Annotated in this window: 22 protein-coding genes and 1 tRNA gene; 15 read left to right on the forward strand and 8 right to left on the reverse strand. The window is 71.9% G+C overall.

All coding sequences use genetic code 11. From position 1 onward, the window contains the following. Positions 1 to 10 precede the first annotated feature (10 nt). The gene (locus tag ABZ780_RS25465; protein WP_357008702.1) at positions 11 to 967 is read left to right on the forward strand and encodes a hypothetical protein; all 957 of its coding nucleotides are present in this window, start codon (positions 11 to 13) and stop codon (positions 965 to 967) included. A gap of 21 nt (positions 968 to 988) precedes the next feature. Here ABZ780_RS25465 and mdlC read toward each other — a convergent pair whose 3' ends face one another. Next, positions 989 to 2,584, reverse strand: a complete 1,596-nt coding sequence (gene mdlC / locus ABZ780_RS25470; RefSeq protein ID WP_357008699.1) for a benzoylformate decarboxylase — start codon at positions 2,582 to 2,584, stop codon at positions 989 to 991. A gap of 533 nt (positions 2,585 to 3,117) precedes the next feature. On the opposite strand from mdlC, the gene ABZ780_RS25475 reads away from it, so the two are divergent. The 3 genes from ABZ780_RS25475 to ABZ780_RS25485 all read left to right on the forward strand — a co-directional run bounded on the left by ABZ780_RS25475 (position 3,118) and on the right by ABZ780_RS25485 (position 4,980). Continuing rightward, a complete protein-coding gene (locus tag ABZ780_RS25475) occupies positions 3,118 to 3,708 on the forward strand; it encodes a YqgE/AlgH family protein (RefSeq protein ID WP_357008696.1) in 591 nt (196 codons plus the stop codon). An 87-nt stretch (positions 3,709 to 3,795) separates the two neighbouring features. Then, positions 3,796 to 3,868 (forward strand) — tRNA-Ala (locus ABZ780_RS25480). A gap of 287 nt (positions 3,869 to 4,155) precedes the next feature. Then, complete coding sequence (locus tag ABZ780_RS25485) at positions 4,156 to 4,980, forward strand: LPXTG cell wall anchor domain-containing protein (protein WP_357008693.1); 825 nt, start codon at positions 4,156 to 4,158, stop codon at positions 4,978 to 4,980. Between the two features lie 86 nt (positions 4,981 to 5,066). Here ABZ780_RS25485 and ABZ780_RS25490 read toward each other — a convergent pair whose 3' ends face one another. Further along, a complete protein-coding gene (locus tag ABZ780_RS25490) occupies positions 5,067 to 5,189 on the reverse strand; it encodes a 50S ribosomal protein L36 (RefSeq protein ID WP_357008690.1) in 123 nt (40 codons plus the stop codon). Between the two features lie 137 nt (positions 5,190 to 5,326). On the opposite strand from ABZ780_RS25490, the gene ABZ780_RS25495 reads away from it, so the two are divergent. Beyond that, a complete protein-coding gene (locus ABZ780_RS25495) occupies positions 5,327 to 6,226 on the forward strand; it encodes a lytic polysaccharide monooxygenase (protein ID WP_357008687.1) in 900 nt (299 codons plus the stop codon). Between the two features lie 64 nt (positions 6,227 to 6,290). On the opposite strand, the gene ABZ780_RS25500 is transcribed toward ABZ780_RS25495, so the two are convergent. Then, the gene (locus ABZ780_RS25500) at positions 6,291 to 7,202 is read right to left on the reverse strand and encodes a kelch repeat-containing protein (RefSeq protein WP_357487709.1); all 912 of its coding nucleotides are present in this window, start codon (positions 7,200 to 7,202) and stop codon (positions 6,291 to 6,293) included. 194 nt (positions 7,203 to 7,396) lie between these two features. Next, positions 7,397 to 7,825, reverse strand: coding sequence for a DoxX family protein (locus tag ABZ780_RS25505; RefSeq protein WP_357008682.1), 429 nt, complete (start codon positions 7,823 to 7,825; stop codon positions 7,397 to 7,399). 111 nt (positions 7,826 to 7,936) lie between these two features. On the opposite strand from ABZ780_RS25505, the gene ABZ780_RS25510 reads away from it, so the two are divergent. Next, positions 7,937 to 8,512: a TetR/AcrR family transcriptional regulator gene (locus ABZ780_RS25510; RefSeq protein ID WP_357008679.1), complete on the forward strand. Its 576-nt coding sequence runs from the start codon at positions 7,937 to 7,939 to the stop codon at positions 8,510 to 8,512. Positions 8,513 to 8,609: 97 nt separating this feature from the next. On the opposite strand, the gene mgrA is transcribed toward ABZ780_RS25510, so the two are convergent. Beyond that, positions 8,610 to 9,605, reverse strand: coding sequence for an L-glyceraldehyde 3-phosphate reductase (gene mgrA / locus ABZ780_RS25515; protein WP_357008676.1), 996 nt, complete (start codon positions 9,603 to 9,605; stop codon positions 8,610 to 8,612). A 71-nt stretch (positions 9,606 to 9,676) separates the two neighbouring features. On the opposite strand from mgrA, the gene ABZ780_RS25520 reads away from it, so the two are divergent. The 5 genes from ABZ780_RS25520 (at position 9,677) to ABZ780_RS25540 (ending at position 15,186) form a co-directional block, all read left to right on the forward strand. After that, entirely contained in the window at positions 9,677 to 10,657 is a 981-nt protein-coding gene (locus ABZ780_RS25520) for an aldo/keto reductase (protein ID WP_357008673.1), read from the forward strand. A 5-nt stretch (positions 10,658 to 10,662) separates the two neighbouring features. Further along, on the forward strand, positions 10,663 to 11,160 hold the full coding sequence (locus ABZ780_RS25525; RefSeq protein ID WP_357008671.1) for a hemerythrin domain-containing protein: 498 nt from the start codon (positions 10,663 to 10,665) through the stop codon (positions 11,158 to 11,160). Between the two features lie 27 nt (positions 11,161 to 11,187). Then, positions 11,188 to 12,648: a sigma 54-interacting transcriptional regulator gene (locus ABZ780_RS25530; RefSeq protein ID WP_357008668.1), complete on the forward strand. Its 1,461-nt coding sequence runs from the start codon at positions 11,188 to 11,190 to the stop codon at positions 12,646 to 12,648. A gap of 2 nt (positions 12,649 to 12,650) precedes the next feature. Beyond that, positions 12,651 to 14,603: a VWA domain-containing protein gene (locus tag ABZ780_RS25535; protein ID WP_357008665.1), complete on the forward strand. Its 1,953-nt coding sequence runs from the start codon at positions 12,651 to 12,653 to the stop codon at positions 14,601 to 14,603. A gap of 112 nt (positions 14,604 to 14,715) precedes the next feature. After that, positions 14,716 to 15,186 carry a hypothetical protein gene (locus ABZ780_RS25540; protein WP_357008663.1) on the forward strand — a complete coding sequence of 157 codons (471 nt, stop codon included), beginning with the start codon at positions 14,716 to 14,718 and terminating at the stop codon, positions 15,184 to 15,186. A 119-nt stretch (positions 15,187 to 15,305) separates the two neighbouring features. On the opposite strand, the gene ABZ780_RS25545 is transcribed toward ABZ780_RS25540, so the two are convergent. From ABZ780_RS25545 to ABZ780_RS25555, 3 genes are read right to left on the reverse strand one after another with little or no spacing between them, the layout of a single operon-like run. Next, the gene (locus tag ABZ780_RS25545) at positions 15,306 to 16,019 is read right to left on the reverse strand and encodes an RICIN domain-containing protein (protein WP_357008660.1); all 714 of its coding nucleotides are present in this window, start codon (positions 16,017 to 16,019) and stop codon (positions 15,306 to 15,308) included. A gap of 46 nt (positions 16,020 to 16,065) precedes the next feature. Further along, complete coding sequence (locus ABZ780_RS25550; protein ID WP_357008656.1) at positions 16,066 to 16,350, reverse strand: DUF427 domain-containing protein; 285 nt, start codon at positions 16,348 to 16,350, stop codon at positions 16,066 to 16,068. A 39-nt stretch (positions 16,351 to 16,389) separates the two neighbouring features. After that, the gene (locus ABZ780_RS25555; RefSeq protein ID WP_357008653.1) at positions 16,390 to 16,860 is read right to left on the reverse strand and encodes a YbaK/EbsC family protein; all 471 of its coding nucleotides are present in this window, start codon (positions 16,858 to 16,860) and stop codon (positions 16,390 to 16,392) included. Positions 16,861 to 16,954: 94 nt separating this feature from the next. Between ABZ780_RS25555 and ABZ780_RS25560 the strand changes: the two genes are divergently transcribed. The 4 genes from ABZ780_RS25560 (at position 16,955) to ABZ780_RS25575 (ending at position 21,206) form a co-directional block, all read left to right on the forward strand. Further along, positions 16,955 to 18,352, forward strand: a complete 1,398-nt coding sequence (locus ABZ780_RS25560) for an FAD-binding oxidoreductase (protein WP_357487710.1) — start codon at positions 16,955 to 16,957, stop codon at positions 18,350 to 18,352. Beyond that, positions 18,349 to 19,692 carry a class I SAM-dependent methyltransferase gene (locus ABZ780_RS25565; protein WP_357008647.1) on the forward strand — a complete coding sequence of 448 codons (1,344 nt, stop codon included), beginning with the start codon at positions 18,349 to 18,351 and terminating at the stop codon, positions 19,690 to 19,692. The genes ABZ780_RS25560 and ABZ780_RS25565 overlap by 4 nt, the downstream gene beginning before the upstream one ends. Positions 19,693 to 19,792: 100 nt before the next feature. After that, positions 19,793 to 20,350, forward strand: coding sequence for a helix-turn-helix domain-containing protein (locus ABZ780_RS25570; RefSeq protein ID WP_357008644.1), 558 nt, complete (start codon positions 19,793 to 19,795; stop codon positions 20,348 to 20,350). Continuing rightward, on the forward strand, positions 20,343 to 21,206 hold the full coding sequence (locus ABZ780_RS25575; RefSeq protein ID WP_357487711.1) for an SRPBCC domain-containing protein: 864 nt from the start codon (positions 20,343 to 20,345) through the stop codon (positions 21,204 to 21,206). Before ABZ780_RS25570 ends, ABZ780_RS25575 begins: the two co-directional genes overlap by 8 nt. Positions 21,207 to 21,435: the final 229 nt, after the last annotated feature.

A 21,435-nucleotide genomic window follows, 5' to 3' on the forward strand; every position in this document is an offset into this window, starting at 1 on the left:
CGAACCTGGCATGCGTCGAGAGGCCCTACTGCTCGTACTCCCGCTGCTCTGCACGCTGGGCTGCGCCGCGACCGGCGTCGACCCGGCCGAGCGGCCCGCCGGCCCGGAGCACCGCGCGGAGGCGTTCGACCGGCGGGCCACCGAGGTCGCCGAGGCGTGGCGACCCGGCCCCGACTGGCGCACCGGGTACGTCCCGTTGCAGGGGCCGACCGTGCTCCCCGGCGACCCGCGCTTCACTCCCGACACCGAGTCGGCCTTCCGCGCCGGTTGGTACCGCGCCCAGATCCCCATCCCGTCGGCCGGTGTGGGTGACGGGGAGATCCGATTCCCGGACGGCCGGTTGACCCTGCCGCTGGTCAGCGCGTCCGAGGCGTACCGGCAGCTCGACCAGGGTGACCCGCTGCCCTGCCCGGGGCGGCCCAAGCGGCCCGGCCTACCCACCCCGGGCGGCCCCACCGTCGAACCAGGACCGGATGGTTGGTCCACCAGCGCGACACAGACCGCCTGCCTCGCGTTGACCGTCACCGGTGTCACGCTCGGCGCCGTGCCGGTGCGTACCAGTCGGGGTGAGGCTCAGGTCCCGGCCTGGCTGTTCGCGGTCGAGGAGTTGGCCACCCCGGTGGCCCGGCTCGCGGTCGCGCCGACGGCGGTCGCCCCGGCCCCCGAGCCCACCGCGCCGGCACAGCCGCTGGCGGACGGGCTGGTGGCCGCCCAGGACCTGGTGGCGGTCGACGGGGCACGGCTGACCGTCCGGCTCGGCGTCGGCGCGTGCGACACCGGGATCACCCCGCTGGTGCGGGAACGACCGGACGTGGTGGTGGTCGGCGGTGGAGTCACCCGGCCCACTGGCGAATGCATCGACCTGCTCAAGTCCGAGCCGGTCACCGTCACCCTGACCGCCCCGCTGGGGGCGCGGCCGGTGCTGGACGTCTTCACCGGCGCTCCACTGTCGATCGCGGCCCGGTGATCCGGCGCCGGCGCGCCAGGATCAGAGGATCTTGGGTACGTCGGTGCTGATCGGCACCGGCAGCACGGTGGGACCGTCGGCGCGCAGGCCGGTCGCGAGCGCCGCGCCGAGATCGTCGGGAGTCTGCACCACCTCGGTGGTGCAGCCGTAGCCGGCCGCTATCGCGGTGACGTCCAACCCCGGCAGGTCCAGCCCAGGCACCCCGGGCGTGTCCTTCAACTCGGCGAACGCCTTGAGGATCGCGTACTGCTGGTTGACCGGGACGATGACCACCACGGGCAGTGACAGTCGCGCGGCGGTCCACAGCGCCTGCACCGAGTAGTGGAACGAGCCGTCGCCGATCACCGCCACCACCGGGCGTCCGCGCCCGGTGTCCCGCTCGGCCAGCGCCACCCCGACCGCCGCCGGCAGGCCGTAGCCGAGGCCACCGCTGGCCATCGTGAAGTACGACGCCGGTTGGGTGATCCGCAGCCGGCGGCGCAGCGCGGACAGGTTGGACGGCGACTCCTGGACCAGCACGCCGTCCTCCGGCCAGTGCGTCGCCAGCGCGGCGAACAGGGCGTCGGCGCTCAGCGGCGCGGTGATCTCCGGGGGTGCCGGAGCGGCCCGGGGCGTCGGGGGCTGTCGGTCGGCTGGAGGAACCAGGTCGAGCAGTGCGGTCAGGGTCAGCCCGGGATCGCCGAGCAGGCTGTCCCCGACCGGAGCCCGCGCGGCCTCGTCCGGGTCGTCCGTGACGTGCAGCAGCCGGGCGCCCTCGGGCAGGTGGCCGCCCGGCACGTACGGGTAGTAGCGGAACACCGGGGCGCCGATGACCAGGACGGTGTCGTGCCCGCCCAGTGCCTCGGCCAACGGGCCGATCGCGAACGGCAACACCCCACGGAAGCTCGGGTGGTCCTCCGGAAAGACGGCCCGCTCCGGTGCGGGAGCGGACCAGACCGGCGCGGCCAGCCGTTCCGCCAGCGCGACCGCCGCCGACCAACTGCCGGAGCGGTCCACCCCGGGACCGAACACCAGCGCGGGGTTGCGGCTGTCGGCCAGCACCCGGGCGAACTCGGCCAACCGCTGGGGGTCCGGCCCGAACCGGGTGGCCACCGAGCGCGACGCGGGTGCCGCCTCGGCCGGCTGCGCCCAGTCGTCCATCGGCAGCGAGAGGAAGACCGGCCCGGCCGGCGGCTGCACGGCGGTCGCGTACGCCCGCAGCAGCGCCGCCGGGATGTCCTGCGCGCGGACCGGTTCGTAGCTCCACTTGACGTACGGCTCGGGCAGCTCGACGGCCCGACGGCTGGTCAGCCGGGGTTCGAGCAGCAGCATCTCCCGGGTCTGCTGGCCGGCGGTGACGATCAGTGGGGTCTTGTTGTGCCAGGCGGTGACGAGGTTGCCCATGCCGTTGCCGGTGCCGGGGGCGGTGTGCAGGTTGACGTGCGCGGGCGCACCCGTGGCCTGGGCGTACCCGTCGGCCATCGCGACGGCCGTGGCCTCGTGCAGGGCGTGGACGTAGTGGAAGTCGTCCGGGAAGTCCCGCAGGAACGGCTCCTCGGTGGAACCGGGATTGCCGAAGACGGTGGTCATGCCGAGGCTGCGGAGCACGTCGTACGTCGCGTCCCGGACCGTTGCCATCGCCACCTGCCTCCGTGTCGCGTGCGCGCAGGGACGATCGCGGTCGCCCTCTCGACCAGCCGAATCTATCGGGATGTGCCGGACCTTTCGGTCGTTTCTCCGGCGTCGGTGGTGCCGCTCGTCCGGTGAACCGGGGCCGGGTCGCGCACGGGCCGGCCCAGGGCGGTGCGAAAGGCAGGGAAAGTCGCCGGGGATCAACGCAATCGACAAGTAGCCAGCATCGCCGACGCACGTCCCGCGAAAGCGGCGCTCCGGAGCCCTCGACGGCCGCTCGTACGGAGTTTCCAGGTCATGCGGGGTGACGTCGAGGAGGGCGTGCGGGCCGGATCCGTCGATCATCGCGACTCGGCCGTCCGTGCCACCGAACCTTCGTCTTAACTGTCTGATCACCCGCCGGTCAGACCTTAGCCAGCGCCCGGGACGCAAGCTATGGTGCCAGGCATGGCGTTGACAGCGCGGCTGAAGCTGGCGCACCGTGCGGATCCCCCGGGTGGCGGGTCCCCGGTCCGGGCTCACGATTGACGGTAGGTGGGATGCAGGGAGAGGGCCAGGCGATCGGCGGACGGGCGATGGAGTCGATGACCGGGCGGCTGCTGGTCGCGACTCCGGCGCTCAAGGACCCGAACTTCGACCGTACGGTGGTGCTGCTGGTGGCCCACGAGCCGGGCGGCGCGCTCGGCGTGGTGCTGAACCGGGCCACCGAGGTGCCGGTCGCCGAGGTGCTGGGCGACTGGAGCGACCTGGCCCGCGACCCGGCGGTCCTCTTCGAGGGCGGGCCGGTGCAGCCCGACTCGGCCATCTGCCTGGCCCGCATGCGGCAGCCGCTGCGCCGGCTCAAGGGCTTCCATCAGGTCTCCGGGGCGGTCGGCACGATCGACCTCTCGATCGACCCGGAGAAGCTGCGGGAGAGCATCGGCGGCATCCGGGTGTTCGCCGGCTACTCCGGCTGGGGCAGCGGGCAGTTGGAGCAGGAGATCGCCGACGGCTCCTGGTTCCTCCTGGACGCCCTGCCCGGTGACGCCTTCGTCGACCGCCCGGACGACCTGTGGCCGATGGTGCTGCGCCGGCAGGGCGGCATGATGGCCGCCGTGGCCCACTTCCCGCCGGACGTGGCGCTCAACTGACCCCGGCCCGCCGGGGACCCCGCGAGATGACCATGCCCGCCGGTCTGTGTATAGTTTCCCAGTGCCCGGGCGACCGGGTGACAGCAAGGGGCCGTGGCGCAGCTGGTAGCGCACCACACTGGCAGTGTGGGGGTCAGGGGTTCGAGTCCCCTCGGCTCCACCCTTGGAGATCAGGGCGTTCGTCAGACATGACGGGCGCCCTGACTCGTTTCCAAACGGCGACCGTGGCCGACAGGCAAGCGCTGCCGCCGGCCCCGCCCCAGCCTTCCTGGCATCGAGAACCACGTGCCGCGCATCCCCCACGATGCGTCGATGTTGTCCCACCTGGCCCGGCTTTGCCCGATAGATGGGGACAGGGCGCGGAAGGTAGCAGCTGTACCGTGTCGCGGTCGTCTTCATTCATGCACGGGGGTTTCTATGACGATCCGCCGATACACCGGGTTTGCCGTGAGCGCCACGATCCTTGCGCTCGGTCTCGCCGCCGCACCAGCCGCCGCCGCTGCTCCGAATCAACCCGACCCGGCGAAGCTCGCCGCCGGCGGGGAGAAGGACCCGCAGACGGGTAAGAACCGCAAGTATCTGGTCGGTCAGGGCGCGGACGTGCCCGCTGTGCTGGGCGTGACGAACGCGGGCGACGCCCCGGTCGAAGGCCTCGTCGTCCAGGTGCGGATCCTCAACGATCTGGATTACACCAAGAAGTACGAGAACTGCTGGTACGCGGTCGACAGCAACCAGGAGACGGCCTGGTGCGCGTTCGACCAGAAGCTCGCGCCGGGCGAGAGTCTGGCCGTCACCGGGGTGGGGATCTCCACCAAGACGGACGCTCGGGCTGAGAAGATCTCCTCGATCATCCACCAGTGGTTCAGCAAGGAGTACGCCGACGCGCGCGGCGGCGTACAAGCGCTGGCCGACCAGTGGGCTGGCCAGGGCACGAAGGCGGTCCGCGGCACCGACGCCGCGCTGACGTTGGCGGCTCCCGCCGGGCAACTCGGAGGGCTGAACGGCCCGATCGGTTTTGTCGGCGTCGAGCTGGTGACGCCGAGCCCGACCGCCAGCCCCACGCCGACCGCGACGCCGACCGTCGCGCCGACCGCCTCGCCGTCCGTCACGCCGTCCGTCACGCCCTCGGCCAGTTCGAGCGGTGAGGGCGGTGGGCTGCCCGTGACCGGTGCCGGCACCACGACCGTCGCCGGCGTGGGGGGAGCGCTCCTGCTCCTCGGCGGTGCCGGCTACCTGATCGCCCGCCGCCGCCGTACGCGTTTCGTGGCGTAGCCGGAAACGACGGAGACGCGACAACGCCCCGACCGGAAAGTTACCCGGTCGGGGCGTTGTCGACTGTATGTCCGCTAAGGGCGTTGTCAGCCCTGGCGGCTCTTCCACTGCGGGTTCGCGCGGTTCACCACGACCACCCGGCCGTGCCGGCGGACCACCACTGAGCCCGGCTTCTGCTTGAGCGCGCGCAACGAGGTGCGTACCTTCATGTCTGCCTCCTCGGCCTGGGGTCTGGCCTCGATCCGTACCGTCTATCGGAACGCCCTGGCCGCACCCACGATTCCCGGCCACGCGGCGTCGAACCTTTGCCTCCCCGCGCTCGTACCACTGGCGGGAGGTCAACGTCATGACCGTACGCCGGCTGCTCGCCACGGTGCTTGTCGCTGCCGCGACCGTGCCACTGGCCGCCACGCCCGCAGCCGCGCACGGCGCACCGACCGACCCGATCAGTCGGGCGGCGGCCTGCGGCCCCGAGGGCCGGTACGCGGCCACCAGTGCCTGCCGGGCGGCGGTCGCGGCGGGAGCCGCCGTGCGGGAGTGGGACAACGTGCGGGTGGCCGCGATCAACGGCCGGGACCGGCAGCGGATCCCGGACGGTGAGTTGTGCAGCGGTGGGCTGTCCGCGTACCGGGGACTGGACCTGCCCCGGACCGACTGGCCGAGCACCGAGCTGACCGCCGGAGCGACGTTCACCTTCCGGTACCGGACCACGATCGAGCACCGGGGAACCTTCCGGCTCTACGTCACCCGGCCCGACTACGACCCTCGTAGACCGCTGACCTGGTCGGATCTGGAGTCGCGCCCGTTTCTGACGGTGACCGACCCGCCGGTGCGGGCCAGGGCGTACCAACTGGCGGGCCGGCTGCCGGCGGGCCGCAGCGGCCGGCACCTGATCTACACGATCTGGCAGAACTCCAACACCCCGGACACCTACTACTCCTGCTCCGACGTGGTGTTCCGGGCGGCGCGGAGCGGCACGGCGAAGAGCGCGCCGGCTGTCCCGCGTACCACGGCGAGTCGGCCGGCCGCCGCCGCGTCGACGGTGGCGGCGGCGGCCGACCCGGGCGTGCCCGTGGCGTCGGTACGCGACCTCGGCGCGCGGTGGCCGGTGCTGGCCGGCGCGGCCACCGTGCTGGTCCTCGCGTTGCTGATCGGCGTCGGCCGGCGTCGGCGCGGAGCCGTCGCGCCGGTCGGGCGGCAGTGCGAGGTACGCAACCACCGGGCCGGGCGGCGCCGGATCTGGTGACCCGACCCGCCCGACACCCGGCGGCGCTCAGCCCAGGTGCCGGTCGAACGGCACCTGGCCGGTCTCACCTGAGGTTCAGCTCCAACGTGTCGGCGCTTGCCCCGCCGCCGCAGGTGAGCGCCCCCGCCACGAAGTAGCCGCGATCGCCGACCCGGGCGGCGCCCAATCCGTGCCGGCCCTGCGGCAACGGCGACAGCGTGGTCCAGCGGTCCTTGCGGGGGTCGTACGCCGTCACGTCGTCGTAGGTGGTCTCGTCCGGCCTGCACTCGCCGCCGGCGTACACGATCCGGCCGTTGAGCACGACTGCGGCTCCGGCGGAGCGGGGCGTCGGCAAGGGGGCTGCCCTGCTCCACCGTCGGGTCCGGGTGTCGTAGACGTCATGGCGTGCGAGGCTGTCCTCCCCGTCGGCGACCCGGCCGCCGAACACGTGCACGCGATCGCCGAGGACGGCGACTCCCGCGTGGTCGCGCGGCTCGACCGGCAGTGGCTCGGCCGTGGACCAGCTGCGCCGCGCCGGATCGTACGTCAGGTGGGTCCGGACAGTGCCGTACCCCATGGAGATCGGCGGATCCGGCAGGGTCACGACCGTGTGGGAGTCCCGTCCGCCGAGCAGGTGCAGCTTTCCGTTCACCGCCGCGACGCCGACCGAGCCCAGCTTCTGGGGCATGTCCGGCAGCCGGCTCCAGGCGTTGCGCAGCGGGTCGTAGGCGTAGGCCACCTGCTGCGGATGCATGTGCACGATGTCGGTGAAGCCGCCGAAGGCGTACAACTTTCCGTTCAGCCCGGCCACGCCGACGTGCGTGAGGGGGCGCGGCAGGGGCGCGTGCTGCCGCCACCGGTCGGTACGCGGGTCGTAGCTGGTGACCAGGGTCGTCGCCCACGTTGGCTGCTCGTCGCCGTCCTGCACGGTGCCACCGACGACATAGACGCGGCCGTCGAGCGCGGCCACCCCTACCTCCGCCCGTGCCGTGTTCATTGGCGCCCTGTCGCTCCACACAGCTCGATCATGGCCGGCGGGTGATTTTGCCTGCGCGCTGTCGGCCGACGTCACCTGCCCGAGGCCGGCGACGGACAACGCCGCTGCCGCCAACGTCGCCGCGACGATGCGATAGTTCCTCTTCAACTCTGCTCCAAGATGGGTAGTGGTCGACGGCTCGGTGGTGCGGTGTGTCATGCCCGAGGCGCGATCGGGGCCTTCGAGCGACGCCCCCAGGCGACGAAGAGCGCGAGCACGATGAACAGGACGTTGACGGGCGTGTCCGCGGCCTCTCCCCGGGAGAGGTGGAAGACGATCGCGGAGGCTTGCAGCGCGACGCACCCGAGAGCCGCGAGCACTGTCACTTCGGGCCTGATTCGGGTGAGCGAGGGCAGGAGCACGCCGATCCCGCCGAGGATGTCGAGTGCGGCGGTCGCGTAGAACAGGCCCGGTGGGACCTCGCCTGCCCAGGCGAACGCCTCGGCGACCCGCTCGATGGGCGTGACGATTTTCCAGACGCCGCCGCCCGCGAAGATCAGCGCGAGGGCTCCCTGGGCGGTCCACAGGCCGATGGTGAGTGCGCTGACGGGCGGTGTCCGCAGCGTTTGTGCAGGGTCGGTCATCACGAGTTCCTCTCGGGGAAGCATGCCTCCGAACCTAGCCTAGTTGTTCAGTAATAGACAAGGTGTTCAGAAGTTGTCGGATGGTTTGGCTGTTCGGTAGGGTCGGTGGTCGTGGAGCAGGAAGCCGACAGCGTCGATCCGAGGGTTCAGCGGACCCGGCGGGATGTCGTCGACGCGGCCACGGCGCTGTTCCTGGAGCAGGGTTGGGCGGCGGTGACTCACGCCGAGGTCGCGCACCGGGCGGGCTACTCCAAGGCGACCATCTATGCGCACTGGCCAACGCGCCTGGACCTGGTTCGGGCGTCGGTCGATCAGATGTGTGCCGCAGTCGGGCACCCCCAGTTGACCGGCGACCTACGCCACGACCTGATAGCCGGCTTGCTCGACTTCGGGCAGGACCTCGCCGACGGGCACCTGGTCAGGGTTTTCGGCGGGCTCCTTGAGCGGGCCGGCAGTGACCCCATCGTCGATGAACTGCGCGAGCGGCTCTACGCGGCCGGGACCCGGTCACTGGACTCGGCCCTCCGCTCTCACCTGCGGGCCGAGGATGTCGAGCCTTCGCTGGCGCTCCTGGTGGGCGGGGTGCTCGTGCGCGCGGGTTTCCAGGTTCAACCGGCGGATCGGCCCTTCGTCGAAGACCTCGTCGATCGGGTCCTGGCCGCGGCGAGGCGGGACGACGCGCGATAATCGTCCGGCCGTTGCCGGGACGTCCTGCCCAACAACCGTGTTGGCCGGCACCCCGGGAAGGGTGCCGGCCAACGTCGTATCGCGGTATCGCGGGCGCTCAGCCCAGCAGTCGGTCGATCTCGGCCAGTTCGTCGGCGGTGAAGTCGAGGTTGCCGACGGCGGCGACGTTGGCCTCCAACTGCTCGACGCTGCTCGCCCCGATGATCAGGCTGGTCATCCGCGGGTCGCGCAGCGCCCAGGCCAGCGCGAGTTGGGCCAGTGACTGGCCGCGCCGCTCGGCGACCGCGCCGAGCCCTCGGATGGTGGCCATCTTCTCGTCGCTGAGGTCGCTCTCGTTGAGGAAGACGCTGGTGCGCACCCGCGAGTCGGCCGGGATGCCGCCCAGGTAGCGGTCCGTCAGCAGGCCCTGGGCCAGAGGGCTGTACGCGATGCAGCCGGCACCGACCTCCTCCAGCGTGTCGAGCAGGCCGTCGGACTCGGTCCAGCGGTTGAGCATCGAGTACGACGGCTGGTTGATCAGCAGCGGCGTGCCGAGGTCGCGCAGGATCGCGGCGGCGCGGGCGGTCTGCTCCGAGTTGTAGTTCGAGATGCCGACGTAGAGCGCCTTGCCGGAGCGGACGATGGCGTCCAACGCGCCCATCGTCTCCTCCAGCGGGGTGTCCGGGTCGAACCGGTGCGAGTAGAAGATGTCGACGTAGTCCAGGCCCATCCGGCTCAGCGACTGGTCCAGCGACGAGATCAGGTACTTGCGCGAGCCCCACTCGCCGTACGGGCCGGGCCACATGAGGTAGCCGGCCTTGCTGGAGATGACCAGCTCGTCCCGGTACGGCTTCAGGTCGGTGGCGAGCATCCGGCCGAAGTTCTCCTCGGCAGAGCCGGGCGGCGGGCCGTAGTTGTTGGCCAGGTCGAAGTGGGTGACACCCAGGTCGAACGCGCGCCGGACAATGTCGCGCTGCCGGTCGAACGGGCGGTCCGGGCCGAAGTTGTGCCACAGCCCGAGGGAGACGACGGGCAGCCGCAGGCCACTGCGTCCGCTGCGCCGGTAGGTCATGCTGTCGTAGCGGTCATCCGCGGCGAGGTAGGTCACGATCATGAGCGTAGACCCGGTCCCGGGTACGCGGGATCGCGCGTTAGAACCCGGACAACGGGGGTAGTTTCGACACCATGCGGTTCATCCCCCTCGACACCCCCAAACCGCTTTCCAAGATCGGACTGGGCACCTGGCAGTTCGGCTCCCGGGAGTGGGGTTACGGCCCCGACTACGAGCAGCGGGCCGCGCAGATCGTCCGACGCGCCGTCGAGCTGGGCGTGACCGTCTTCGACTCCGCCGAGGTCTACGGGTTCGGGCGCAGCGAGCGGATCCTCGGCGCGGCCCTCGGCGACGACCGGCCCAAGGTCACCGTCGCCACCAAGATCTTCCCGGTGCTGCCGGTGGCCGCCGTGGTGCAGCAGCGAGCCGTCGCCTCGGCGGCCCGGCTCGGCGTCACCACCCTCGACCTCTACCAGGTGCACCAGCCCAACCCGCTCGTCGCCGACCACTCCACCATGCGCGGCATGCGGGCGTTGCAGGACGTCGGGCTGGTCGCCGAGGTCGGCGTCAGCAACTACGGGCTGCGTCGCTGGCAGGTCGCCGAGGCCGCGCTCGGCCGGCGGGTGCTCAGCAACCAGGTCCGCTACAGCATGCTGGACCGCGCGCCCGAACAGGACCTGCTGCCGTACGCCCAGCAGACCGGCCGGGTGGTCATCGCGTACAGCCCGCTGGCCCAGGGCTTTCTCTCCGGCCGGTACGACGCCAAGAACCCGCCGACCGGCGCGATCCGGCGGGCCAACGCCTACTTCCTGCCCGAGAACCTGGAACGGGGCGCTGCCCTCATCGACACCCTGCGCCAGGTCGCCGACGCCCACGACGCCACCCCCAGCCAGATCGCCCTCGCGTACCTGCTGCGCCACCCCAACGTGCTTGCCATCCCCGGCGCGTCCGGCGTGGAGCAGATGGAACGCAACGCCGCAGCCGCCGACATCGACCTCGCCGACGACGAGTACGCGGCGCTGGCCGAGGCCGCCAAACGGTTCCGTCCGGTCACCGGGCTCGCCGCAGTGCCCCGGATGCTGCGCGCCCGGTTCGCCGACCCATCGGGAAAGTGAGCACAGTGGACGACATCACCGCGCTGATCCTGGACGACCACGCCTCCTTCCGGCGTGGCTTCGCCCGACTCGACGACGCCCGCGACGAGCAGGAACTCCTCGCCGTCTGGGACGCCCTCGCCCTGCACCTGGACATCCACGCCGAGGCCGAGGAGGCGATCCTCTATCCCCACCTGGTCAAGCACGGCGACGACGGCGAGGACGAGACCACCGACGCGATCGGCGACCACAACAAGATCCGGGATGCCATCGCCGAGGCCAAGCTGCACCCGGTCGGCTCGAAGCCCTGGTGGGAAGCCGTCGGCACGGCCCGCCGGGAGAACAGCGAGCACCTGGCCGAGGAGGAGGACGAGGCGCTGCCCGACTTCCGCCGCAACGCCAGCGTCGAGCTGCGTGCCGAACTCGGCCAACGGTGGCTGACCTTCTACGGCGAGCACAAGAACGGGCGCAACCTGCCCTTCCGGGACAAGGACCCGCAGGCGTATGTGGCCGACCACCGCTGAGCGTCGTGGTGCCGCGCCTGAGCTAGCGTGGGTCGGGTGACTGCGCCTACCCCGGTAATCCCGGTTCCACCGGCCGACCTGCCCAGCACGCTCGGCGCGCTGCGGGCGGCCGGTCACCAGTACCGCACCGTCAAGCAGGAACTCCGTGCCAACCTCCTCGCCCGGATGCGCTCCGGCGAGGCCCGCTTCCCCGGCATCGTCGGCTACGACGACAGCGTGCTGCCCGAGGTCGAGCGGGCGCTGCTCGCCGGGCACGACATGGTGCTGCTCGGCGAGCGGGGCCAGGGTAAGACCCGCCTGATCCGCTCGCTGGGCGCGCTCCTCGACGAGTGGACCCCGGTCATTCCGGGCTCGGTGCTCAACGAGCACCCGATGCACCCGCTCACCGCCGCGTCCCGCGCCCAGGTCGCCGAGGCCGGCGACGACCAGCCGGTCGGCTGGCTGCACCGCTCGATGCGGTACGGCGAGAAGCTCGCCACCCCGGACACCAGCGTCGGTGACCTGATCGGTGACGTCGACCCGATCCGGATCGCACAGGGCCGCACCCTCGGTGACCCGGAAACGATCCACTTCGGGTTGGTACCCCGTACCAACCGGGGCATCTTCGCCGTCAACGAGCTGCCCGACCTGGCCGAGCGGATCCAGGTGGCGCTGCTCAACGTGCTGGAGGAGCGGGACATCCAGGTTCGTGGCTACCAACTGCGGCTGCCGCTGGACCTGCTCCTGGTGGCCAGCGCCAACCCGGAGGACTACACCAACCGGGGCCGGATCATCACGCCGCTCAAGGACCGGTTCGGCGCGGAGATCCGTACCCACTACCCGATCGACCTGGAGTTGGAGCTGGCGCTGATCCGGCAGGAGGCCGACCTGGTCGCCGAGGTGCCGGAGCACGTGCTGGAGGTCCTGGCCCGGTTCGCCCGCGCGGTGCGGGAGTCGCCGTCGGTGGACCCGCGCTCGGGCGTCTCGGCCCGGTTCGCGATCGCCGCCGCCGAGACGGTCGCCGGTGCCGCGCTGCGCCGCGCCGGCCTGCTCGCCGCCGCCGACACCCCGGAGGGTCGCCCCGAGGCCGCCGTGGCCCGTGTCGGTGACGCCGTGTCGGTGACCAGCACCCTGCGCGGCAAGGTGGAGTTCGAGAGCGGTGAGGAGGGGCGGGAGATCGAGATCCTCGCCCACCTGCTGCGTACCGCGACCGCCGAGACGTTCCGGGCGCACCTCGCCGGGCTGGACCTGTCCGGCTTCACGGCACTCGTCGAGGAGGGCGCGGCGATCGAAACCGGCGAACTGGTCGGCGCCGGCGAGCTGCTGCGCCAGGTGGGCACCGTGCCCGGCCTGGCCAAGGTGCTGGACCGGCTCGGCCTGGGTGACGCACCCACCCCGGAGGAGGCCGCCGCCGCCGTCGAGTTCGTGCTGGAAGGGCTGCACCTGACCCGCCGGCTCGGCAAGGACGTCACCGACTCGGGGCGCACCGTCTACGGCGGCCGGGGCTGACCGTGGCCGGCAACCGGTTCCGGTACGGGCAGTGGCGCGGCGGACCCGATCCGCTCGCACCCCCGTACGACGTGCAAGAGGCGGTGGACGCGGTCGGCGCCGAGGTGCTGGCCGGCGGCAGCCTGCGCGAGGCGCTGCGCAACCTGCTGCGTCGTGGCCCACAGGGACGTGGCGGGCTGGACGACCTGGCCGCCCGGGCGCGGCGGCTGCGCCGGGAGGCGCTTCGTCGTGGCGACCTGGACGGCGCGGTGACCCGTGCGCAGGCACTGCTCGACCAGGCCCTCGCCGCCGAGCGGGACGAACTGCGGGGCCGCGACGACGATGACGCGCGGTTCGCCGAGTCGGTGCTGGACAACCTGCCCCGGTCCACCGCGCGGGCGGTCGAGGAGCTGTCCGGCTACCAGTGGGCCAGCGAGGACGCCCGTCGCTCGTACCAGCAGATCCTCGACCAGCTCCGTGACGACGTGCTCGGTCAGCGGTTCGCCGGGCTGCGCGACGCGGCACGCGCCTCCGCCGACCCGGCCGTTCAGCAGCGGCTCGCCGACATGATGCGGGACCTGAACGACCTGCTGGCCCGGCACGGGCGCGCGGAGGACACCACCGACGCGTTCGCCGAGTTCATGCGCCGGCACGGTGACTTCTTCCCGGAGCGGCCGGAGACCGTCGACGAGCTGATCGACGTGCTGGCCCGCCGTTCGGCGGCCGGCGAGCGGCTGATGAACTCGCTCTCCGACCGGCAGCGCGCCGAGCTGGCCGGTCTGATGCAGCAGTCGCTGGGGGACCGTCTCGCCGGGGAGTTGTCCGCGCTCGACGCGAACCTGCGGGCGTTGCGGCCCGATCTGCGGTGGGGACGCGGGGAGCGGGTCCGGGGCGAGCAGCCGTTGGGCTACGCCGACGCGGCCGGGGCGCTCGGAGAGATCGGCGAGCTGGACGACCTGCTGGACCAGCTCGACCAGGACCACCCCGGGGCCACTCTGGACGACGTGGACGTCGACGCGGTGGCTCGCACGCTGGGCCGGGACGCCGCGGATGACGTCCGCCGGCTGCGCGAGCTGGAGCGGGAGCTGCGCCGGCAGGGCTGGGTGAGCCGGGACGCGGACGGGCTCACGCTCAGCCCGAAGGCACTGCGCCGGCTCGGCGGGACCGCGCTGCGGCGGGTCTTCGCCGAGTTGACCGCCGGGCCGCGCGGGCAGCACGACCTGCGCTCGGCCGGTGCCGCCGGCGAGGTCAGCGGCGCGTCCCGACCCTGGGAGTACGGCGACGAGCAGCCCCTGGACGTCGTCCGCACCCTGACCCGGGCGGTCACCCGGACCGGGCCGACCGTTCCGGTGCAGCTCGCGGCGGACGACTTCGAGGTGGTGGAGACCGAGAAGAGGGCCTCCGCGGCGGTGGTGCTCTGCGTCGACCTGTCGTACTCGATGATCTCGCAGGGTCGTTGGGGGCCGATGAAGCAGACGGCGCTGGCGCTGGCGCACCTGATGGAGACGCGTTTCCCGCAGGACGCCCTGCAGATCGTGGGCTTCGGCCGGGAGGCGATGACGCTCACCCAGCAGGAGTTGGCCGCCGTGGAGCCGGACCTGGAACAGGGCACCAACCTCCAGCACGCGCTGCGACTGGCGGGTCGGCACCTGCGCCGGCACCCGGACGCCGAGCCGGTGGTGTTGGTCGTCACCGACGGCGAGCCGACCGCCCACCTGGACCCGGATGACGGGGAGGCGCTGTTCCACTGGCCGCCGCTGCCGGAGACGATCGAGGCGACCGTCCGCGAGGTGGACCGGCTCAGCCGTTACGGCGCCACGCTCAACCTGTTCATGCTCGGCGACGACCCGGGCCTGCGCCGCTTCGTCGACGCGGTGGCCCGCCGCAGCCGAGGCCGCATGTTCACCCCGGACACCGACGACCTGGGCGAGTACGTGGTGTCCGACTACCTCCGCTCCCGCCAGTCCCGCCGCTAACCGCCCTCCTTGTCGATCATGGAGTTGTGGTGGGTGACAAATGGCTCTCGTCCGGGTGAACCGGGCACCACAACTCCATGATCGACGGGGTGGGGGCGGGTTGACTGGGGGGATGGAGAGCGGGGGGTTGCGGCGGGCTTATGGCGCGGTCTTCGCCGAGCTTGACGCGGGGGAGTTCGGGGCGGCGCCGTCAGGGCAGCTCAGTGCTGAGCAGATCGTGGCGCATCTCGTCGCCAACGACGAGCTGATGATCCAGGCCACCGAGGCACTGCTGGCCGGGTCGCCGTTCGCCTACTACGAGCTGGAGGAGGACGTGCACCGTCCGCAGCTCGACGCGTTGGCCGCCGAGCAGGGCGGCCTGCGTGGTCTGACCGCGCTGCTGCACGGCACCAGTGAACGGCTCTGCGCGTTGGTGGATCAGCTCGGCCTGGAGGCGGAAACCCCGGTCGAGACCCACCTGCGGGAGGGCTTCGACCTCAACGTCGACGAGTCGCTGCCCTGGTCCCGCACCCTGGACCTGCACACCCGTGTCCACCTCCCCAAACACCAGGCCCAGCTACACGTGCTCCGCACCAACCCCTAACCCTCGCCGATCTTGCACTTCCTGCCTGGATAAAGAGGGCATATGGGGCAAGTCGCCGACCGAAAGTGCAAGATCGCGGGGAGAGGTGGGGCGGGGGTGGAAGGCGCGACGCCGATGCGTCAGCCGAGGGTCCACTGCTGGACGGGCCGACCGTCGCAGGGCCGCTGCCGGACCTCGTCCCCGGCCTCGGCGCCGTCGTCGTCGGCCTGCGCGCACTTGCCGCTGTGTGCGGCCACCAGCAGCACCGGGCCGGTGCCGGTGGCGGTCAGTCGCCACTGCTGGTTGGGCCTGCCGTGGCAGGGGAACTGCATCATCCGGGCGCCGTCGTCCCCGCTGCCGCCCTCCACGTCGAGGCACTGCCCGTAGGCGGCGTTGGTCAGCGTCACGACGTCCGCGGCGGCCGGGTTGACCACCCACTGCTGCTCCGGGCCGCCGGTGCAGGCCGCCAGCTCCGCCTCGGCCTTCTCGCCGTCGCCGTCGAGCGCGAGGCAGAGCCCGGAGGCGGCCCGCACCATCGTCGGCCCGGTGGGCGGGCCGGCCGGGGTGGTGGGCGACGGGGTCGGCGACGGCTCGACCGAGGCGGTCGGGCTCGGCTCGGCCGCCGGGGTGGTGGGCGCCGGCACGCTGGACGGCGCGCCGACCGTCGCCGGCACCACCGGCTCGTCGTCACCGCCGAACAGCCCGGTGGCGAAGACCACCCCCACGAGTACGCCGATCAGCCCGACCGCCAACGCCAGCCGCAGCAGCGGGTCGCTCAACAGGCCGGAGTTTGGCGCCCGGCGACCGCCGTAGACGGTGCCGGCGGGCGCGGGGCGTTCCTCGGGCGCGGACATAGGGGCCATCCTCACCCACGGCGGCGCGCCGGAGCCAACCCAGCGGTCAGTCGACGACCCGAACGTCCTTCCAGAACGCCACCCGGTCGCGCACCATCTCGGCGTCCGGCTTGGGCTCCGGGTAGTACCAGACCGCGTCCTGGCTGGTGCTGCCCTCGTGTTCGAGGGTGTAGTAGGAGGCGGTGCCCTTCCACGGGCAGACGGTGTGCGTCGCGGACTCGCGGATCAGGTCGTCGCGCAGGGCGGAGCGGGGGAAGTAGTGGTTGCCCTCGACCAGCACGGTGTCGTCGCTCTCGGCAATGACCAGGTCGTTCCACACGGCTTTCGGCATGTCCCCAACAGTAGGCCGCCGCACTGACGACGACAGGGTTCAGCGGGTGGGCTGTGGGTCGGTGACGTCGGCCACGGTGGCGCCGAGCGTGGTGATCGCGGCGTCGGCGTCGACCGCGATGGCGAGACCACGTTCGCCTGCGCCCAGGGTGATCTCCCGACCGCGCAGCCGCTCGTCGGCGATCACCGGCCAGGCCGTGCTCGCGCCGAACGGGGTGATGGTGCCGCGCTCGTAGCCGGTGGCGGCCAGGGCGCCCGCCGCGTCCGGCATGGAGAGACGGTGCACCCCCAGCAGGGCCCGCAGCTTGGGCCAGGAGACGACCCGGTCGCCGGGGGTGAGCACGAACAGGTGGTCGTCCGCGCCCCGACGCACCACGATCGTCTTGACCACGTCCGGTACGGCCACGCCCCGGGCGGCGGCGGCCTCCGCCAGGCTGCCGACCGCGCCGTGGCTGACCAACCGGTACGGGAGCCCGGCGGAGTCCAGGGCGGTGATCGCGGGCGACGGCATGACCGCCACGGTAGCGGCCGGACCTGGCACGGGACGAGAAATGGCCGCCGCTGACATCCCCACGAATTTCCGGGTGCGGGCGTAAGGTGATCACATGCGCGCTGAGCGTGTGGATCACCCCATTGACCATGATCAAGCGGTGGACACGTTGCGGCGGTCGTACGCCGCGGTGCCCACGGGCGAGCCTGTCCGGCTGGCCAAACGCACCTCCAACCTGTTCCGCCCCCGGTCCGCTCCCCGGACCCCGGGCCTCGACGTGAGTGGCCTCAACCGTGTGCTGTCGGTCGACGCGACCGCCCGGACCGCCGACGTGCAGGGCATGTGCACGTACGAGGACCTGGTCGACGCGACGTTGCCGCACGGGCTGATGCCGTTGGTGGTGCCGCAGCTGCGCACCATCACCCTGGGCGGGGCGGTGACCGGCCTCGGGATCGAGTCGACGTCGTTCCGCAACGGCCTGCCGCACGAGTCGGTACGGGAGCTGGACATCCTCACCGGCTCCGGCGAGATCGTCACGGCCCGGCCCGACGGCGAGCACGCCGACCTGTTCACCGCGTTCCCCAACTCGCTGGGCAGTCTCGGCTACGCCACCCGGCTGCGCATCGAGCTGCAACCGGTCGGCCGGTACGTGGCGTTGCGCAACGTCCGGTTCACCCGGCTGGAGGCGCTCACCGACGCGATCGCCGAGGTGACCGCCAGCCGGTCCTGGGCCGGCGAGCCGGTCGACACGCTGGACGGGGTGATGTTCAGCCCCGGCGAGGCGTACCTGGCGCTGGGCACCTTCACCGACACGGCCGACCCGCCCAGCGACTACACCGGCCAGGCGATCTACTACCGGTCGCTGCGCCGGCGGACCCGGGACGTGCTCACCGCGTACGACTATCTCTGGCGCTGGGACACCGACTGGTTCTGGTGCTCGGCGGCGTTCGGCGCGCAGCACCCGGTGGTGCGGCGGCTCTGGCCGGCGCGTTACCGGCGCAGCGACGTCTACCACCGGCTGGTCCGGCTGGAGCACCGGCACCAGGTGGCGGCCCGGGTCGACCGGTTGCGCGGCCAGCCGGCCCGGGAGCGGGTCGTGCAGGACGTGGAGATCCCGCTGGACCGCACGGCTGACTTCCTGCGTTGGTTCGCCGGCGCGGTGGGGATGACCCCGGTGTGGCTCTGTCCGTTGCGATTGCGCGAGCCGGCGGGTCCCGGTTCCGCGCGCTCCTGGCCGCTGTATCCGCTCCGGCCGGGGCAGGACTACGTCAACATTGGGTTCTGGGGGAGCGTGCCGATCGCGTCGGGCGCCGCTGACGGCGACGTCAACCGCACGATCGAACGCAGGGTGTCGGAGTCGGGCGGTCACAAGTCGCTCTACTCCGACGCGTACTACGACCGGGACGCGTTCGACCGCCTCTACGGCGGCGACACGTGGCGCGCGGTGAAGGACCGCTACGACCCGGACCACCGGCTGACGGGACTGTACGAAAAGGCGGTAGCACGAGCATGAGCCTGACCGACAGAGATCAGGGGGCGGCCAGCGCCCCTGCCACCCCGCCGGCGGGGGGCCGGCCCACGGGTCCGACCGTGGCGGACGTCATCCGCGCGGTCACCGCCGGGCCGCTGCCGGTGCGGATCACCGGGTACGACGGCAGCGCCGTCGGCCCGGCCGACGCCGGCATCACCCTGGCGATCCGTTCCGAGCGGGGGCTGTCGTACCTGCTCACCGCGCCTGGCGACCTGGGCATGGCCCGGGCGTACGTCAGCGGCGACCTGGCGTTGCAGGGGGTGCACCCGGGCGACCCGTACGAGGCGTTGCGGGTGCTCAAGGACGAGCTGCGGTTGCGCCCGCCGTCGCTGACCGACGGGCTGGCGATGGTCCGTGGGCTGGGCTGGGAGCGGCTGATGCCGCCGCCGGCCCCGCCGCAGGAGGCGCTGCCGCGGTGGAAGCGGGTGATGAACGGGCTGGTCCACTCGCGGGTCCGCGACAGCACTGCCATCTCGCACCACTACGACGTCTCAAACGCCTTCTACGAGAAGGTGCTCGGCCCGTCCATGACGTACACCTGCGCGGTTTTCCGGTCTCCGGACGACACGTTGGAGCAGGCCCAGGCGGCGAAGTACGACCTGGTCGCGGGCAAGCTGGCGTTGCAGAAGGGGATGCGGCTGCTGGATGTGGGCTGCGGCTGGGGCGGCATGGTCCGGCACGCCGCACGCGAGTACGGCGTCAAGGCGCTGGGGGTGACCCTGTCGAAGGCGCAGGCGCAGTGGGCGCAGGCCGCGATCGAGCGGGAGGGGCTGACCGGGCTGGCCGAGGTGCGGCACATGGACTACCGGGACGCGCCGGCGGAGCAGTTCGACGCGGTCTCCTCGATCGGGTTGACCGAGCACATCGGGGTGCGCAACTACCCGGCCTACTTCGGGGCGCTGCGGTCCCGGCTGCGTGCGGGTGGGCGGTTGCTCAACCACTGCATCACGCGGGCGGACAATCGGGCGCCACACCGCTCGGGCGCGTTCATCGACCGGTACGTCTTCCCGGACGGTGAGCTGGCCGGCCCGGGTCGGCTGATCAGCGAGGTGCACGACGCCGGGCTGGAGGTGCACCACGAGGAGAACCTGCGCCAGCACTACGCGCTGACGCTGGCCGCCTGGTGTCGCAACCTGGTGGAGCACTGGGATTTCTGCGTCTCGGAGGTGGGCGCGGGCACCGCCCGGGTGTGGGGGCTGTACATGGCCGGGTCGCGGATGGCGTTCGAGCGCAACGGCATCCAGTTGCACCAGGTGCTGGCCACCCACAACGGCCCGGACGGCGTGAATGGCTATCCGCTGCGGCCGGACTGGCTGGCCTGACCGGGGCTTGACCGTCGCCTGAAGCCGCGCCGAGAAAGTCGGTGCGGCTTCTCGCGAAGCGATTGACAAACAAATTTTGTACGTACAAACTGGTTTTGCCATGAGAGATGTCCTGTACCTGGAGCAGATCGAGCAGGCCGAAGTCCTGCTCAAGCCGCAGCGCGTCGAGGTGCTGCGGCAACTGGCCGAACCGCGCACCTGCACCGAGGTCGCGGCCCGACTCGACCAGACGCCACAGCGCGTCTACTACCACGTCAAACAGCTCGTCGCTGCCGGCCTGGTCGAGTTGGTCAACGAGCGCAAGGTCCGCGGCATCACCGAGGGCATCTACCAGGCCGCCGCCCGGTCCTACTGGCTCTCGCCTCGGCTGGTCGGCCGGATCGGGCTGCGCCGTGCCCGCGACGAGCTGAGCCTGGGCTTCCTGCTCGACCTGATGGAGGACGTCCAGGCCGACATCGCCGCCCTGGACCGGACGGCGCCCGAGCTGCCCTCGATCGGGGTCTCCGGCGAGATCCGGGTGCCGGCCGAGCAGCGCCAGCAGTTCCTGCACGACCTGCAAACCGCACTTCAGGACCTGTTCACCCGCTACGGCGGCAGCGAAGGAGACGCCTTCAAGATCGCCGTCGCCTGCTATCCGAAAGGGAACGACAATGAGTGAACCGTTGAAGGTGCAGGCCCGCCTCTCCGCGCCCGTCGGGCGCGTCCGCCAGGCCCTGACCGACCCGGCCGAGCTGCGAATCTGGCTGGCCGAGCACGCCGAGGTCGAGCTGCCCCGGCGGTACGAGTTCTGGGGCCGCTACACGCCCGAGGGTGACGCCCCGCATCAGCGCCTGCTGCACGCCGACGACGACACACTGCGCTTCGGCTGGCTGCTCGACGGGGTGGAGACCACCACCGAGTTCCAGTTGACCGCCGAGGGCGCCGACAGCACCGTGCTGACGTTGACGCAGAGCCACTTCGACTTCGCCGAGGCGATGAGCGGCTCCAGCATCCGTGGTGTCCTCCAGACGTACTGGGCGCTGGCCATCGCCAACCTGGCCTCCCACCTGGAGGGCCGGTCGCTCCTGCCGCGCACCGACTTCACCTCCGCCGACCTGCGCGGCGAGCTGGTCATCGCCGCCCCCGCCGACAAGGTGTGGGAGTCGTTGACCGACTCCGAGCAGGCCAGCGCCTGGTTCGGCTACCCGATCGGGATCGAGCCGTGGGTCGGCGGCCGGTATGCGATGGGCGGCTTCGAAACCGGGTACGCGGCCAAGATCGTCGACCTGGAGCCCGGCCGCAAGATGTCGGTCGACTGGGGACCGACCGGCGTCACGCACTGGGAGCTGGCCGAGTCCGGCGGTCGGACCACGCTGACCTTCGTGCAGAGCGGCTTCGACGAGGGCAACCCCCCGTACGCGGCCTGGAGCGGGTCGGTGGCCGGGCTGGCCGAGCTGCGCCGCTTCCACGAGGTGCCGGCCTGGCAGCCGATCTGGCTCGCGGAAGAGGTGCCCGGCCTGGAGCCCGCCAACTGATTCACCCGTCAACGACGCCTCCACCCTGGACAGTTTGTGCCGTCGGCCGGCTGTCCAGCGTGGAGCGTCGGGTGATAGGGATCGTTGACTGTCTGCCCGGCCGGTAAGATCCGCGGAGTTTCTGCAGGACGGCGGCCAAGGCGGTGTGGGTGGCACATCCAGAGCGTGCGGACCGGGCCCCCGGAGGCGGCGACGAGGCCGGGACGGTGTGTGGGCTGACCGACCCGAG

The organism is Micromonospora sp. NPDC047467, assembly GCF_040643095.1.
GTDB lineage: Bacteria > Actinomycetota > Actinomycetes > Mycobacteriales > Micromonosporaceae > Micromonospora.